16 protein-coding genes are annotated in these 14,683 nt (G+C 65.9%); 8 read left to right on the forward strand and 8 right to left on the reverse strand.

Annotation, left to right across the window (positions count from 1 at the left end; genetic code table 11):
- Positions 1 to 45: 45 nt before the first annotated feature.
- Positions 46 to 906 carry a PhzF family phenazine biosynthesis protein gene (locus HWX87_RS32120; RefSeq protein WP_176050970.1) on the reverse strand — a complete coding sequence of 287 codons (861 nt, stop codon included), beginning with the start codon at positions 904 to 906 and terminating at the stop codon, positions 46 to 48.
- Positions 907 to 1,302: 396 nt separating this feature from the next.
- Between HWX87_RS32120 and HWX87_RS32125 the strand changes: the two genes are divergently transcribed.
- Positions 1,303 to 1,959, forward strand: coding sequence for an NUDIX domain-containing protein (locus tag HWX87_RS32125; RefSeq protein WP_176050971.1), 657 nt, complete (start codon positions 1,303 to 1,305; stop codon positions 1,957 to 1,959).
- Positions 1,960 to 1,974: 15 nt separating this feature from the next.
- Here the strand turns inward: HWX87_RS32125 and HWX87_RS38265 are convergent, their stop codons facing one another.
- The 3 genes from HWX87_RS38265 to HWX87_RS32135 form a co-directional block, all read right to left on the reverse strand.
- Positions 1,975 to 2,106, reverse strand: a complete 132-nt coding sequence (locus tag HWX87_RS38265; protein WP_279612987.1) for a hypothetical protein — start codon at positions 2,104 to 2,106, stop codon at positions 1,975 to 1,977.
- Between the two features lie 43 nt (positions 2,107 to 2,149).
- A complete protein-coding gene (locus tag HWX87_RS32130) occupies positions 2,150 to 2,335 on the reverse strand; it encodes a hypothetical protein (protein ID WP_176050972.1) in 186 nt (61 codons plus the stop codon).
- A gap of 137 nt (positions 2,336 to 2,472) precedes the next feature.
- Positions 2,473 to 3,066: a TetR/AcrR family transcriptional regulator gene (locus HWX87_RS32135; RefSeq protein ID WP_176050973.1), complete on the reverse strand. Its 594-nt coding sequence runs from the start codon at positions 3,064 to 3,066 to the stop codon at positions 2,473 to 2,475.
- Positions 3,067 to 3,177: 111 nt separating this feature from the next.
- On the opposite strand from HWX87_RS32135, the gene HWX87_RS32140 reads away from it, so the two are divergent.
- From HWX87_RS32140 to HWX87_RS32150, 3 genes are read left to right on the forward strand one after another with little or no spacing between them, the layout of a single operon-like run.
- Entirely contained in the window at positions 3,178 to 4,233 is a 1,056-nt protein-coding gene (locus tag HWX87_RS32140) for a sugar phosphate isomerase/epimerase family protein (protein WP_176050974.1), read from the forward strand.
- A gap of 30 nt (positions 4,234 to 4,263) precedes the next feature.
- Positions 4,264 to 5,148 carry an alpha/beta hydrolase gene (locus HWX87_RS32145; protein WP_176050975.1) on the forward strand — a complete coding sequence of 295 codons (885 nt, stop codon included), beginning with the start codon at positions 4,264 to 4,266 and terminating at the stop codon, positions 5,146 to 5,148.
- Position 5,149: 1 nt separating this feature from the next.
- Positions 5,150 to 6,085 carry an alpha/beta hydrolase gene (locus HWX87_RS32150; protein WP_176050976.1) on the forward strand — a complete coding sequence of 312 codons (936 nt, stop codon included), beginning with the start codon at positions 5,150 to 5,152 and terminating at the stop codon, positions 6,083 to 6,085.
- 159 nt (positions 6,086 to 6,244) lie between these two features.
- Here HWX87_RS32150 and HWX87_RS32155 read toward each other — a convergent pair whose 3' ends face one another.
- Positions 6,245 to 7,216 (reverse strand): AraC family transcriptional regulator, encoded by a 972-nt coding sequence (locus tag HWX87_RS32155; protein WP_176050977.1) that lies wholly within the window; start codon positions 7,214 to 7,216, stop codon positions 6,245 to 6,247.
- 94 nt (positions 7,217 to 7,310) lie between these two features.
- Here HWX87_RS32155 and HWX87_RS32160 point away from each other — a divergent pair, with 94 nt between their 5' ends.
- Both HWX87_RS32160 and HWX87_RS32165 read left to right on the forward strand, forming a co-directional pair.
- On the forward strand, positions 7,311 to 8,144 hold the full coding sequence (locus HWX87_RS32160; RefSeq protein ID WP_176050978.1) for an oxidoreductase: 834 nt from the start codon (positions 7,311 to 7,313) through the stop codon (positions 8,142 to 8,144).
- Between the two features lie 154 nt (positions 8,145 to 8,298).
- On the forward strand, positions 8,299 to 9,135 hold the full coding sequence (locus HWX87_RS32165) for an alpha/beta hydrolase (RefSeq protein WP_176050979.1): 837 nt from the start codon (positions 8,299 to 8,301) through the stop codon (positions 9,133 to 9,135).
- Positions 9,136 to 9,211: 76 nt separating this feature from the next.
- Here HWX87_RS32165 and HWX87_RS32170 read toward each other — a convergent pair whose 3' ends face one another.
- Positions 9,212 to 10,132, reverse strand: a complete 921-nt coding sequence (locus HWX87_RS32170) for a LysR substrate-binding domain-containing protein (protein WP_176050980.1) — start codon at positions 10,130 to 10,132, stop codon at positions 9,212 to 9,214.
- Positions 10,133 to 10,297: 165 nt separating this feature from the next.
- Here HWX87_RS32170 and HWX87_RS32175 point away from each other — a divergent pair, with 165 nt between their 5' ends.
- Positions 10,298 to 10,948, forward strand: coding sequence for a LysE family translocator (locus HWX87_RS32175; RefSeq protein ID WP_176050981.1), 651 nt, complete (start codon positions 10,298 to 10,300; stop codon positions 10,946 to 10,948).
- A 58-nt stretch (positions 10,949 to 11,006) separates the two neighbouring features.
- Complete coding sequence (locus tag HWX87_RS32180) at positions 11,007 to 11,381, forward strand: gamma-glutamylcyclotransferase family protein (protein ID WP_176050982.1); 375 nt, start codon at positions 11,007 to 11,009, stop codon at positions 11,379 to 11,381.
- 43 nt (positions 11,382 to 11,424) lie between these two features.
- Here the strand turns inward: HWX87_RS32180 and HWX87_RS32185 are convergent, their stop codons facing one another.
- Together HWX87_RS32185 and HWX87_RS32190 are read right to left on the reverse strand one after the other, a co-directional pair.
- Complete coding sequence (locus tag HWX87_RS32185) at positions 11,425 to 12,132, reverse strand: DUF3142 domain-containing protein (protein WP_176050983.1); 708 nt, start codon at positions 12,130 to 12,132, stop codon at positions 11,425 to 11,427.
- 7 nt (positions 12,133 to 12,139) lie between these two features.
- Positions 12,140 to 14,317, reverse strand: a complete 2,178-nt coding sequence (locus HWX87_RS32190) for a hypothetical protein (RefSeq protein ID WP_176050984.1) — start codon at positions 14,315 to 14,317, stop codon at positions 12,140 to 12,142.
- Between the last annotated feature and the right edge of the window lie 366 nt (positions 14,318 to 14,683).

Raw genomic sequence — 14,683 nt, forward strand, 5'->3', positions numbered from 1 at the left:
GGTGACCGGGTCGGGAGCGGGCGGTGAGATGTCAGTCGGATGTCCTTACACGTTGACGACGCCGCGTCCGAGCTCCACCACGCGACCGCCGACGCTGATCGCGCCAGCGGCGCTGACCGACAACCGCAGCAGGCAAGGCCGCCCGACGGCTTCGCCTTGCTCGACCTGAAACGCGGCAGGCAGATCGCGTCCGGCGGCAAGCAGCCAGCCACCCAGGTTCGCACAGGCCGACCCGGTGCCCGGATCTTCCGACACACCGCCGCCTTGCTTCACGAAGAAGTAACGGGACACCACCGTCCCCGGGCGTTCCGCGTCGAATGCGAACACATACGCGGTCTTGCGGCCGAGGCTGCTGGGCGGCCAGATGTCGAGGCGGGCGCCGTCGGGCCGTGCGCGGTGCACGGCTGCGGGGTCCTTGAGCGCGACCAGCAGCTGATCGGCGCCCGTGTTGACCCAGATCGGCGGCGCGAGCAGGTCGTCCTCGGCGAGCCCCAGCAGTGCCGCCGTCTGCGCGCCGGACAATTCGCATGGCGCCGTCTTCGGCACGCCTCCGTGCGGCGCGACGAACGTCCACACGTCGTCACGCGCGTCGACGTTGACGACGCCGGCCTTGAATTCGAGCGACAGCGCGTCGCCCGTTTTCAGCAGGGCACGCACGACATGCGCGGTGCCGAGCGTCGGATGGCCAGCAAAGGCCATTTCATAGCCCGGCGTGAAGATGCGGACCCGTGCGTGCGCATGCTCGGACGGCAGCACGAAGGTCGTTTCCGACAGATTGAACTGCACGGCCAGCGCCTGCATGGTCGCGTCGTCCATGCCGCGCGCGTCTTCGAACACGCACAGCGGGTTGCCGCCGAACGTCGATTCGGCGAAGACATTCAGCAGGCGGAAGGCATACGGCGTCATTGGAATCTCGCGTGGGGGTGGCGATTGCCCGACTCTGGAGCAGGATTGATCGGTTGCTTGCACCGACGTTATCGATGCATGGCGTTGCCATGCACCATGCCATTGTGCCCGCAAGATGCGATGAAGGTGCGGCATACCTTCGATCCGCGTTTCATGCATCATCAGGGTGCTCTGATTCGTCGACGGCGATTCGGCCCGGTCGCGCGGATTTCCGCAACGATGGCGGCTATTCTTGCGCTGGAGCGGAGAGTCGAGTGGGTGTGCGCGCCATCGGCGAGCGCATCCGAATGAGGGGCATCCGGTTTTACGACCAGGATTGCGACGCCGCGCCCGGTTAACACGTGCCGGGTTCGGCGTCGCTCGGCGCTTGCCGATTCAGGCGGGCAGGAGGAACACATGGTTTCCGACAGAGGCGTGTCGAGTATCGGCGGCGGGCAAGCCGCCCTGGATGCGATCGTGCGCGGCGTGGAAGGTTTCCGGATTCCGGCCGGAACGGATTGGCCGAGTGCGAAGCAATATCTTGCGGACAACGACGGGCAGTGGAAATTCTCCGCCGTGCTGGTCGCGATCGTCACGCGGCGCGAGCCGACCATCCTGCTGACCAAGCGTTCGTCGGGGCTCAGCGAATACTCGTCGCAGGTGAGCTTTCCGGGCGGACGTCCGGCGGAGGGCGATGTCGGTATCGGCGCGACGGCGCTGCGCGAGGCGTTCGAGGAAATCGGCCTCGCGCCCGGCGCGGTCCGCGTGGTCGGGTGCTTGCCGATTCATAAAACCCGAAAGCGGAATCACGCGATCTTTCCCGTGATCGGCATCGTGCCGGAAACCGCCGCATGGGAGGCCGCGCCGGCCGAAGTCGAGGAGATTTTCGAGTTTCCGTTTTCCGCGCTGCTGAATCCGGACCTGCCGCGTCAGTACAGCGACGGCGAACGCGTGGGCGGCTGGTACTGGGCGGACCAGCCGCAGGACATCTGGGGCGTGACCGCGTTCATTCTGAAGTCGCTCGCCGGTCTGGCGCTCGATGCCGGGCACGGGGAGCGGACCCGTCTCGACTAGTTCACGTAACGGGCGTCAGGCCCGCAAAGGTCGCGCCGGCAGATGGCAGAGACGTTCGGCGACCAAGGCATCGAGATCCGCCGGCATTACTTTGCCGCCGTCGCGATCCTGGCCGGCGTCGGCGTCGGCGTCGGTGACGGTCTCCATCGCGTGATCTTTCCACCCGCTTCGCCGGGCACGGCATTCGGCGTCAACGCGCGGGCTTTGCGCCATGGCCGATTGCGGTCGCACCGTGCGCGCCGTTTGCCGGGAGGATGTCGAACCGCTTGATTGCGACCCCGCTGTCGAACACCGGGGTGTTGATCTTCTGCGTGGGGATCGGTTTGTTGACGTTGTTGCGTGAGCAACCAATAGTCGACGATTTCCCGTGTTGCATCGCGCTCTGCGGCGTGGGGTACGGGTTGTTCCTGCCGGCCGTTTTGGCGATTCAGTATGAAGCCGGTTCCGCCGTGCTTGAACAGCGCACGTTGCGTGATGCGATGTCGAATATCGCCGGCAGATGCCGGCGGTTCGCTAGCGCAGCGCCAGATCCAACGGCAGCATCGCCGGTCCGACGGATGCCAGCAGGCGATCCTTCGTGACGCCGTCGCGGGACTGGACGGAAATGCCATGCAACACCACGGCATAAAAATCGGCCAGTGCGTCGACATCGGTGCCGGGCTTGAGCTGGCCCTGGGCCAGCGCTTCTCGCAGGCGCTCGAGGATCGATTGCGTTCGGGCTCGCCGATGCTCGGCCAGCCACGCCATCACGCCTTCGTTGCCGGTCGAGTAGTTCGTGGCCGAGGAGACCACCATGCAACCATGGGGGCGGCCGCGCCTCGTATAGGTGGCGATCGCGTCGTGCAGCATCGTCTCGATCGCCGTGCGGACATTCGTTTCCTTGAGGGCGTGGTCGGCGAAACTGCCGTCGCTTTGCTCGTAGAGCATCACGGCTTCCTGGAACAGGGCCTCTTTGCTGCCAAAGGCGGCATAGATGCGTGCAGATGCGATGCCCATGACTTCGACCAGGTCGGACATCGACGTGCCTTCGTAGCCGCGCCGCCAAAACACGAGCATCGCCTGTTTCAAGGCCGTGTCGCGATCAAATTCCCTCGGTCGTCCTGCCATTGCCCCTCTCGTTTGCAATACGTCGATGCGCTGATTTTATCGCGTGCGGTGTTGACACGAGCGATTCCCATGTCCTATTCTTTGTCGATTGACAAACAATAGGACATGCATATGCGTACCCTCAAAGGGCCGAGCCTCCATCTTGCGCAGTTCGCCGCCGACGTCGCGCCCTTCGACAGCTTGCCGAACATCGCGCAATGGGCGGCCGGCCTTGGTTTCAAGGCGCTGCAGATTCCCGCTTGGGACCGGCGCCTGTTCGATGTGGAGACCGCTGCGCATAGCCAGGATTACTGTGACGAAGTGCGGGGCACTCTCGCCGAGCACGGCCTGGAGATCAGCGAGTTGACGACGCACATCTTCGGGCAACTGGTTGCCGTGCATCCGGCCTACGACGCGATGTGCGACAGCTTCGTCCCGGAGCCCCTGCGTGGCAATCCGGCCAGGCGCACGGCGTGGGCGCTGGATCGACTCGAGTGGGCGGCACGCGCTTCACGGCGCCTGGGCCTGACCGATATGGGCACCTTCTCGGGCTCGTTGGCGTGGCCCTACCTGTTTCCGTTCCCGCAACGGCCCGCGGGCCTGATCGAGACGGCCTTCGACGAACTGGCGCGCCGCTGGCGGCCGATTCTCGATGTCTGCGATGACAACGGCGTCAACCTTTGTTACGAGATCCACCCCAGCGAAGATCTGCATGACGGCGTCACGTTCGAACGCTTCCATGCGTTGGTCGGCCAGCACGCGCGTTGCAAGATCCTGTTCGATCCCAGCCATTTCGTGATGCAGCAACTGGACTACCTGGCCTACATCGACATCTATCGCGAACACATCCGCATGTTCCATGTGAAAGACGCGGAATTCCGGCCTTCGGGGCGGCAAGGCATCTACGGTGGCTACAGTTCATGGCTCGATCGTGCCGGCCGTTTCCGTTCGCTTGGCGACGGTCAGGTCGACTTCAAGTCGATCTTTTCCAAATTCGCGCAGTACGACTACGCGGGCTGGGCGGTCCTGGAGTGGGAGTGTTGCCTGAAAAATCAGGAGGACGGCGCACGCGAAGGCGTTGCGTTCATCAACGACCACATGATCCGCGTGACGGAGCGCGCCTTCGACGATTTCGCCGGCGCGGCGGTCAATGCACGGCAAATTCACACCATGCTCGGCATGGCGTGAGCCGCTCCCACCTCATTACGGAAAATCGATATGTCCGCTCAACTTCTGTCGCCGTCGTCCGGCTCCCACGACTTTACTCATCAATATGTCCGCATCGACGGCCAGCGGGTACATTGCGTCATCGCGGGCACGGGTGCGCCCGTCCTGCTGATTCCCGGTTGGCCGCAGACCTGGTACGCATGGCGCCACGTCATGCGGGCGCTCGAGGAACGCGGGTTCATGGCAATTGCAGTCGACCCGCCGGGGACCGGCTATTCCGACCGGCCTCACGATGGTTACGACACGGGGCACATTGCCGCGATCATGCATCGCGTGATGGTGGAACTTGGCTTCGACACCTACCAGGTGGCAGGGCACGACGTCGGGATGTGGGTGGCCTATGCGTTGGCCAGCGACCGGCCCGAGGCAGTGACGGCGCTGGCATTGACCGAGGCGGTGATCCCCGGGCTGGCGCCCGCGCCTTCGATCTTCGTTCCACCGGAAGAAAACATCTTCCTGTGGCATTTCATGTTCAACCAGCTGGTCGACCTGCCCGAAACGCTGATTGCGGGGCGTGAACGGGCCTATCTGGAGTTCATGTTCAATCGCTGGTCGTTCCGGCGCGACCGCGTGGCCGTCGATGTCTACGTCGATGCCTATTCATCGCCCGGTGGCCTGCGTGGTGGTTTCTCCTACTACCGCGCGATACCGGAGACGGTTCGCCAGAATCAGGCGCGGGCGAAGCGCAAGCTGACGATGCCGGTGCTCGCCATCGGCGCGGAACATGCCACCCGCGATGCGCCGCTCGTTACCATGCAAGACAACGTGACTGATCTGCAGGGCGCGGTCGTGCCCGACTGCGGACACTTCATTATGGAGGAGGCACCCGAGGTCTTTATCGGGCACCTGCTCCCGTTCCTGGAACGGAGCCGCTGATATGCCGGTCGACTCGGACATTGCGGCATTGCTGGAACAACTGGCCTCGGGCGAACCCGCTTCGTCCCTGACCGAGTTGCGCGATGCCACGGATAGCGCGCTGCGGGCGTGGCACGGACCATTGGAATCCGTCGACCGCGTCGAAACCTTCTCGGTGCCGACGCGCGACGGGCAACAGATACGCGTGCGCGCCTATTGGCCATCCGGCATCGGGGATGGCGGTTTACCTCAGCCGGCCATCGTTTATGCGCATGGTGGCGGGTGGTGCCTGGGCACACTCGACCTCTACGACAATCCTTGCAGCGCCTTGGCCAGCGCGACGCACTGTGTCGTGCTTTCGGTCGATTACCGGCTTGCGCCCGAGCATAAATTCCCGGGGCCGCTGGAGGACTTCTGCGATGCGCTGGCCTGGGTGTTTCGACATGCGGGCAGCCTGGGGCTCGACCTCGGGCGCATCGCCGTCGGCGGCGACAGCGCAGGGGGCAACCTCGCGGCGGCGGCCTGTCTCGTCGCCCGCGAGCAAGGCGGCCCTCCCATTGCGCATCAGCTGTTGCTGTACCCGCCGCTCGATGCGTCCATGGACACGGCGTCCTACCGGACTTACGGGCAGGGCTACTATCTGACGAAAGAGGTCATGCAGTACTGCTACGCAATGTACCTGAACGATCCGGCCGAGGGCGGATCGCCGTACGTGTCGCCGCTGCGCGCAGGCTCGCACGAGGGCTTGCCGCCCGTCACATTGCTCGCGTGTGAATTCGATCCGTTGCACGGCGATGCGCAAGCGTACGCAGAGCGGTTACGGCATGCCAGCGTGCCGGTCAATCTGCGTGTGCTGCCCGGAATGGTGCATGGCTGCATTCATATGTGTGGCGTGACGCCGGCAGCACGCCGTTTGTTCGAGTGGGCCGCTGCGGATATGCGCAACGTGTTCCGATAGCGATCCGGTTGCGCATGGTCCCGACGCGCAGTGTCGATTGGCGGGATTGAACGGCTCGCGGGTGCCGCTGCACGAGGCTTTTGCCGTGGCATCCGCATCGTTGTCGATCGTCCTGCCATGCGCGACGGCATCGTATTCGGGCCGCTCCAGGTGCCCTGGTCAATGCGACGACACGAACACCGCATCTTCGAATGCTTCCGGAATCGCGAAGCTGTCGCGCATGCGCTGCGTCTCCTTCGCCGGCGTCAGGCCGAACAGGCGCTTGAATTCCCGGCTGAACTGCGACGGGCTCGCATAGCCGACCGCGTAGCCGGCGGCCTCCGCCGTCAGGTCCTGACGCACCATCAACAGCCGCGCCTGATGCAGCCGTGTCGACTTCAGGTATTGCATCGGCGATACCTGCGTGATCGCCTTGAAGTGACTGTGAAAGCTCGGCACGCTCATGCCGGCTTCGTCGGCCAGTTGCGACACGTCGAGCGGCTGTGCGTAGTCGGCGTGGATCACGCGCAGTGAACGGCCGATCCGGCCGAACTGCCCGCGCATCGCGAGCGCGCTTCGCATCGCGCTGCCCTGCGCGCCGGTGAGCACGCGGAAATACAACTCCCGCAGCAGCGCCGGGCCGAGCACCGCGGCGTCGAGCGGCCGGTGCATGGCCTCGACGAAACGCAGCACCGATGCGTGCATCGTCTGATCCATCGGCGTCGACATCATGCTCCGCGGCGCCTGCACGGGTTCCGCGCTGCCTTCGCGGTCGATCTGCGCCGCGAGTTCGGCGGCCAGCGTGAAATCGAGGTGCAGGTACAGCGCGAGCAGCGGACGCTCGGGCGTCGCGTCGGTCTCCATGCTGAACGGGACAGGCACGGACACGGCCAGGTAGTGGTGTTCGTCGTACAGGTAGCGCTCGCCGCCGAAGTAGCCGCGCTTGGATCCCTGGCACACGATCACGATGCCGGGATCGTACAGCACCGGCGTGCGCGACAGCGCGCGGTTCGAGCGCAGGATGCGCACGCTCGGCAGTGCCGTCAGGTTGTAGCCCTCGTCGGGCGCCAGCGTGCGCAGCAGCGTCACCATGCGCTTCCGGTCGCGCGGCGGCAGCGATGGCGCTGGAGGTGAGGTGGGGGCGGCACTCATAGTTTTGTGCAAGAAAATCAGTGGAATCGGGCTTAATCGACGTCGATCGTCAGACTAGTATGCATGCTCCAATCGACATTCGGGAGAAGCACACATGGCATCCGGCAACATCATGCTCATCACGGGCGTCAGCAGCGGCTTCGGCCGCGCGCTGGCACAGGAGGCGCTGGCGGCCGGTCACACGGTGGTCGGTACGGTGCGAGGCGCGCAGGCGGCGCGGGAATTCGAAGCGCTGTCCGCGCAGGCGGCATTCGCGCGCGTGCTCGACGTGACCGATTTCGACCGCATCGACGGCGTCGTCGCGGAGATCGAGGCGAACGTCGGGCCCGTCGACGTGCTGGTGAACAACGCGGGCTACGGGCACGAAGGGATCATGGAGGAAGCGCCGCTCGCGGAGATGCGCCGGCAATTCGACGTGAACGTGTTCGGCGCGGTCGCGATGATGAAGGCCGTCGTGCCGTTCATGCGCGAACGCCGGCGCGGGCGCATCCTGAACATCACGTCGATGGGCGGCCACATCACGATGCCGGGCATCGCTTACTACTGCGGCAGCAAATTCGCGCTTGAAGGCATTTCCGAAACGCTGGGCAAGGAGCTCGAGCCGTTCGGCATCGCGGTGACGGCCGTGGCGCCGGGATCGTTCCGCACCGACTGGGCCGGCCGCTCGATGGCGCGCACGCCGCGCTCGATCGCCGACTACGACGCGCTCTTCGATCCGATCCGTCAGGCGCGCGAGGAGAAGAGCGGCAAGCAGCCCGGCGATCCCGCGAAGGCCGCGCGGGCGATGCTCGCCGTCATCGCAGCCGACCACCCGCCCGCGCATCTGCTGCTCGGCAGCGATGCGCTGCGGCTCGTGCGGAACAAGCTGTCGGCGCTGGACGACGAAATCCGCGCATGGGAGGCCGTGACGGTCTCGACGGACGGCTGACGCGCGCGGTGCGCGACGCAACGGCGCCGTTCATTTCCTGCCGGTGGATGATCGGCCATCGCGGCGCGTCGTGGCATCGTGGTTTCACAATAATGTCCGATAATGGCCGTCGGCCAGTGCGCCACGTTCATCCACCTCACAGGAGTCAATCGCGATGCCATACGTCACCACGAAGGATCACGTCGAGATCTTCTACAAGGACTGGGGCCCGAAGGACGCGCAGCCCATCATGTTCCACCATGGCTGGCCGCTGTCCGGCGACGACTGGGATGCGCAGATGCTCTTCTTCGTGCAGAAGGGCTATCGCGTGATCGCGCATGACCGGCGCGGCCACGGCCGCTCGGCGCAAGTCTCGGACGGCCACGACATGGATCATTACGCCGCGGACGCATTCGCGGTCGTCGAAGCGCTCGACCTGCGCAATGCCGTGCACATCGGTCACTCGACCGGCGGCGGCGAAGTCGCGCGCTATGTCGCGAAGCACGGCGAGCCGGCTGGCCGCGTCGCGAAGGCCGTGCTGGTCAGCGCGGTGCCGCCGCTGATGCTGAAAACCGAATCGAACCCCGAAGGCCTGCCGCTCGAGGTGTTCGACGGCTTCCGGAAAGCGCTCGCCGACAATCGCGCGCAGTTTTTCCTGGACGTGCCGAGCGGCCCGTTCTATGGGTTCAACCGGGAAGGTGCAACCGTGCATCAGGGCGTGATACGCAACTGGTGGCGCCAGGGCATGGAAGGCAGCGCGAAGGCGCACTACGAAGGCATCAAGGCGTTCTCGGAAACCGACCAGACCGGCGACCTGAAGTCGATCTCCGTCCCGACGCTCGTGCTGCACGGCGAAGACGACCAGATCGTGCCGATCGCGGATTCCGCGCTGAAGTCGGTCAAGCTGCTGAAGAACGGCACGCTGAAAACCTACCCGGGCTATTCGCACGGGATGCTGACGGTCAACGCGGACGTCCTGAACGCCGACCTGCTGGCATTCGTGCAGGCATAACGATGTCGGGCGCATGCCCGCTTGGGCGGGCTGCGCCGTGATGGGCGGCAGGCGATCGGATCGCCTGCCGCATGGTTCAGCCCATCCCGTTGAAGCGGACGCCCGGACGCGTCAGGCGCGGCATCCGGCTGGCCAGAAACGCATGCAGCTCGCGCACCTGCGCGACCTTGCCGGAGTCTTCCGGCCAGACGAGGTAGTACGCGTCGCCGGTGCTGACGGCCGTCTTGAACGGCAGCACGAGTTGCTTCTCGTCGATGGCCTTCGCGCACAGCGCGAGGTCGCCGATCGAAATCCCGTGGCCGGCGATCGCCGCTGCCATCCCCTGTTCGAGCATGTCGAACACCTGCCCGCGCGTGATATCGACGTCCAGATCGTGGCCGCTGCCCTTGAGCCAGCGGCGCCAGTCGCGCCGGTCGGGCGACGGGTGGATCAGCTCGCACGCGGACGGGTTCGCACGTGCGGCCGTTGCGGTCGCGCGCGAGCACACCGGTATCAGCCATTCGTCGAACAACTTCACGCAGTGCGTGCTTTCGCCAAACCTGCCGGTGCCGAGCAGGATCGCGCAATCGTAGGATTCGCTGAAGAAATCGACCGTATCGACATCCATCCACACGCTCGCGATCTGCACTTCGAAGGCCGGCCGCGTGGCGCGAAAGGCGGCCAGCGCGTCGAGCAGCCAGCGCATCGTGAGCGTCGACGGCGCCTTGAGCCGCAGCACGTCGCGTTGCGTCCGGAACAGCATGCACGCTTCCTCGACTTGCCGGAAGCCCCGCCTCAGGCCCGACGCGAAGATATGCGCCTCCGCCGTCACGGTCATCTTCGGCCCGCGCCGGACGAACAGCTTCCGGCCGAAGTAGGTCTCGAGCGTCTTCACGTGCTTGCTGACCGCGCTTTGCGTCAGGCTCAGTTCCTCGGCGGCAAGCGTAAACGAGCCGGTGCGCGCGGCGCTTTCGAATGCGCGCAGCGCGTAGACGGGCGGGAGCGGTTTGGCCTTCATGGGTTTCGAATATGAATAAAACTCATGTGATGTGGCAGGATTTTCCGTTTTTCAGCAGTGGCCCGGACGCGCAATACTCCAGAACACGGTGAAATTTGGTGTGCCGGACCTCCATGATGCCACCGTGACCGGCCCGTCCATCAATCGATAGCACAACTTTTTGTCATGCCATTCCATTACCCGCTGCTGTTCGCCTATCTTGCCGCGATCGTGCTGCTCATCGCGACGCCGGGCCCGGTCGTCATGCTCGTGACGGGCACCGTTGCGCGACGCGGCTTCCGTCAGGGCATGCTGACCGCGGTGGGCGCGAATGCCGCAAGCCTCGTGATGATCGCGGGCGCGATGCTGATGGTGTTCGGCGTCGTGCTCGTCAGCGATCGCCTGCTCGACGGGCTGCACGTGATCGGTTGCGTGTTCATCGCGGTGCTGGCGATCCGCACCTTGCTCGGCGAATGGCGCGCCGGCCGCAGGCGCGGCAGCGGCGGCGCAGCGGCGGGTGAAGCGGTTTCACAACCGCGCGGTTTGCCCGGCGTCGTGCGCGGCTTTCTCGTCGGCATCGCGAATCCGAAGGACCTGCTGTTCTTCGTCGCGTTCTTTCCGCAATTCGTCGCGATTACGCCGGACGCGCGCGTGAGCCTGGCGATCCTGGCCGCGCTGTGGATCGCGGTCGATTTCACGATCCTGACCGGCTACATGGCCGCGATCAACCATCCGCTGATTCACCGGAAGCAGCGTTGGATCACCGCAGCGTCGGCGCTCGCGCTGCTCGTGATCGCGCTCGCGGGGCTCGCCCGCACGATCGCGGGAGCCGCGTAGTGCCTCGGCGATCTGCGTTACGCTTCGTTTGCCCCGACTTCTTCCATCGAGATTCATCATGTCCAGCACCGATCCGGCTTTCTCCGAGCATCTTTTTTCCTACGGCACGCTGCAACTCGAACAGGTGCAGCTCGCCACCTTCGGCCGCAAACTCGACGGTCATGAAGATGCGATGCCCGGCTACGCGATGACGATGCTGAAGATCGAAGATCCGGCAGTGGTCGCGACGAGCGGGAAGACCCATCATCCGGTGGTGGCTTATACGGGCCGGGCCGGCGACCGCGTGACCGGCGCCGTGTTCGCGATCACGCGCGAGGAACTGCGGCACGCGGACGACTATGAAGTCGCCGCCTATCGCCGCGATCGCGTCGTGCTCGAATCGGGCGTCTCGGCGTGGGTGTACGTCGACGCGAGTTCGCCGCGTCCGGACTGACGCCCGTGCGCGTACCGGCTCGCCGTCCGCACGTTTCCACCCGCTAGCCGTTGCGCAGGAACACGACGTAGCCGCGGAACCACGGATTCGACGCGAGGTACGGCGGCGCGTCCCACTCGCCGCCCTGGATCACGCCGACGCGAAATGGCAGTTGCAGCCGCGCGACGCGCGGCAGGTAGGCCGCGTAGTCGGGAATCGTGCGGCGCCCCTGATAGGTCTGCACGACCACCTCGTCGACGATGCCCCTGAGCTGGTTGACCTGGTCGGTATCGATGCGGCTGCTCCAGTCGAGCAGCCCCGTGATGCTCAGCCGGCAATCGGCGGGCAGGCTCGTGCGCAGCGTCCGCAGGAATTCGAGGTAATCCTGCAGATGGCGCGTGCGCGCATCGAAGTCGATCTGGATGCCGGTGATCGTGCGGCCCGATGCGCGCCAGCGTTCGAGCTGCGCGAGCATGATCTGCGTGACGCGCGGCGTCCAGCGCAGCGTATGCGCGCGATAGACGAGCCACACGCGCGCGTCGGGCGCCGGCGGCAGCGCGACGCCCTGCGCGATCACGCGGACTTGCATCTCGTCGCGCGGCGCCGCCTCGATCTGCCCTTGCAGCACGTAGACGGTGTGCGCACCGCGCACGACCGCCTGCGGCTTTACGCCCGCCCACAGCCAGAACGCGTCGTACCGGGCGGCATCGACGGTGCCGGCCAGCGCGACGCGTGCGGCCAGCAACAGTGCGACGCACGCGATGCGCTTCATGCGGCGCTCACCAGTAATAGCGGAGCTTCTGCGCCCACGGGCTGCCCGGATAGGCGGTCTTCAGCGTGTCGAACCAGCGCTTGCGCGTGTTCTTCGGCACCTCCTTGCCGCCGCACTCGTTGCTGCCCGCCGGCGCATAGCACTTGATCGCGCGGTAGAACGCGTAGGCGCGGTCGTTCGGGTTCGCCTGCGCGTCGGCCATGACCGTCACGTAGCTCGACATCCGTTCGTACGGCTTGCCCGCGAATTGCGACGGCGCGTTGCCGAGGGTCGGCGGCGGCGTGCGTGGGGTGCTCGACGGCGCCACGTAACGCGCCCACGGCGCCGAATCGCCTTCGAGGTTGGCCACGAGCGGATTGAGGCGCACGAAATCGGCGAGACAGTTCAATCCTTTCGCGTCGGCGGGATTCTGCTGGAGTGTCGTCGCGATGTCGCGCGCGGACGGGCAGGTATAGCCGTCGTCCTTCTTTGGGCCGGCTGCGATGAACGGCTTCAGCGGATCGGCCGGCGTGCCGGACACCAGTGCGGTATCGGCGATGAACTCCGCGTAGTGCGAACGCGTGAGTTCCTTGTACAGCAACGCGTACAGCGCGGTGTCGCGCAGCGCGCCGCCGGCCGCCTGGTTTTGCGCCTGCGCGCGCAGCAGGTCCGCATTGGCCGCGCGCCTGAGCAGGACCGCACGAATCGCGGCGTTCTGCACGAGCGAATCGTCGGCGAATACGTCGTTGACGAGCCCGGCCTGCTCCAGGTTGATCGCGAGCGCGAGTTCCAGCGCTTCACGCTGGAAGCGGAATTTCGCGAGCGGGATCAGGTCGCGCCACAGCTGGCGCGCCTTGTCGCTCTGGCCGCTGTCTTCCAGCGCGAACGCGCGCAGCGCCTGCTGGCTCAGGCCGAAGTAGTCGAGCGGTGCGGCGGGCGTCTGCGGCAGCAGTTCGAGCGCGGCATCCGGCTTGTGCCCGACCTGGACATACCAGGTCGCGAGCAGATAGTCGTGGAGCACGGGCGCGTTCGCGAAGCGCGGCTTCTGCGCCTGCAGCTCGTCCAGCGTAATCGGCTTGCTGCTGCTCGAATCGCCGCTGTCCGACACGCGCATGCGCATCAGGTCGACGGTCGCGAGCACGGTCGGCGACTGGATCTGGCGCGCGTCGAATTCCGGTCCGAACAGCAGCTTGCTGTCGAGTTCGTTCGCCAGCTGCATCAGCGGCACGTTCGACGTCGCCGGCGACCAGCGCGCGAGCGCGTGCCCGTAAAGGTCGGCCTGCTGCGTGACGTTGCCGCCGAGCCATGCGACACGCCGCAACAGCCCCGTCGCGGACACCGCATAGCGCCCTTGCGGATACACCTTCAGGTAGGTGCGAAACACCGTATTCGCGGCGTCGAGCGACACCTTCGCCACGCGCGCGCGCGTCGGCGTCGGGCTGTCGTTGTCGAACACGTTGGCCTGCGCGGCGTTCAGCTGCGCGCGCCCGGCCATGTAGAGTCCGGTTTCCTTTAGCCACGGGTTCGCGCTGTGCGAAGCCTTCGCGAAAGACTGGGTAGCGGTGAGGAAGTCGGCGCGGTAGAACGCGTTCGTGCCGTCGAGGTACGCGGCGAACTGCTGGCCGAGCGGCGACTTGACCGGCGGCTTGGTCCACGCGGCGCTCGCACCGCCGGCGGCACAGGTCTTCTGCGCGATGTCGGTACGCGCCGCGCGCAGGCGCGTGGCTTCGTCGGCGGGCAGGCCGCCGGCGCCGGCGCCGGTCAGGGCGTCGTCGAACGCATCGGCGCCCGCGTTCATGCTGCGGCAGATGCTGCCTTCGCCGTCGGCGTACCGGTTCGACGATGCATCGGCATCCGCCGCGCCGCTGGTCTTCTCGGGCTCCTTCTGGCCGATATCGATCCAGCCGGAGAAATCCATCGGGAACGGCACGATGATCTGGTTGATCCGGTCTTTCGCCGGGATGGCCTTCGGGTCCGGAAACACCTGCGCAACCTTGGCACTGTCGGCCATCAGCAGCATCGCGTTGACACGCGTGTCGTTGGCCGGGCTCAGCATCGGCAGGTTGGCGCACGAGTAGCCGGGCTGCCGGAGTGTGGTCGGTGCGTAGCAGCCGTCGTCGCCGCTGGCATGGGCGGCCGGCATCCAGAGCAGGCTGGCCGCCAGCGCGGCGAACAGGTTTCGGTGCAGCAATGGGTTGCTTGGCATTTTTCTTGTGCTGGGTAGGGGGCCGCGACGGCCGGGTCTCTCAGGCGGGGCGCGTCGCCCCGGCGCGTATCGTACCGCACGCGCGGCAACGGTTGCCGGGATGCGCGGGCCGGCCGGTGGCGTCGCTCGCCGCCGGGCGAAATGGAAGTCCACTCAGTGTGGACGCAACGCCACCTTGAATCCGGACTGCCTGAATTAAGATGCAGCCGGCAGTGACGGACATCCGACGATAGACGACCTGTCGTCGTCCTCGCTGCCCGACGGGGGCGGCCTGCCGAAAGCGGCGTTCGCATCGATCCGCACGACGGAGTCGATCATGACGGGGGCGCGAACGGATGCCGGTTTCCATGCCTTATCAATAGCATT

The organism is Burkholderia sp. BCC1644, from assembly GCF_902833225.1.
GTDB lineage: Bacteria > Pseudomonadota > Gammaproteobacteria > Burkholderiales > Burkholderiaceae > Burkholderia.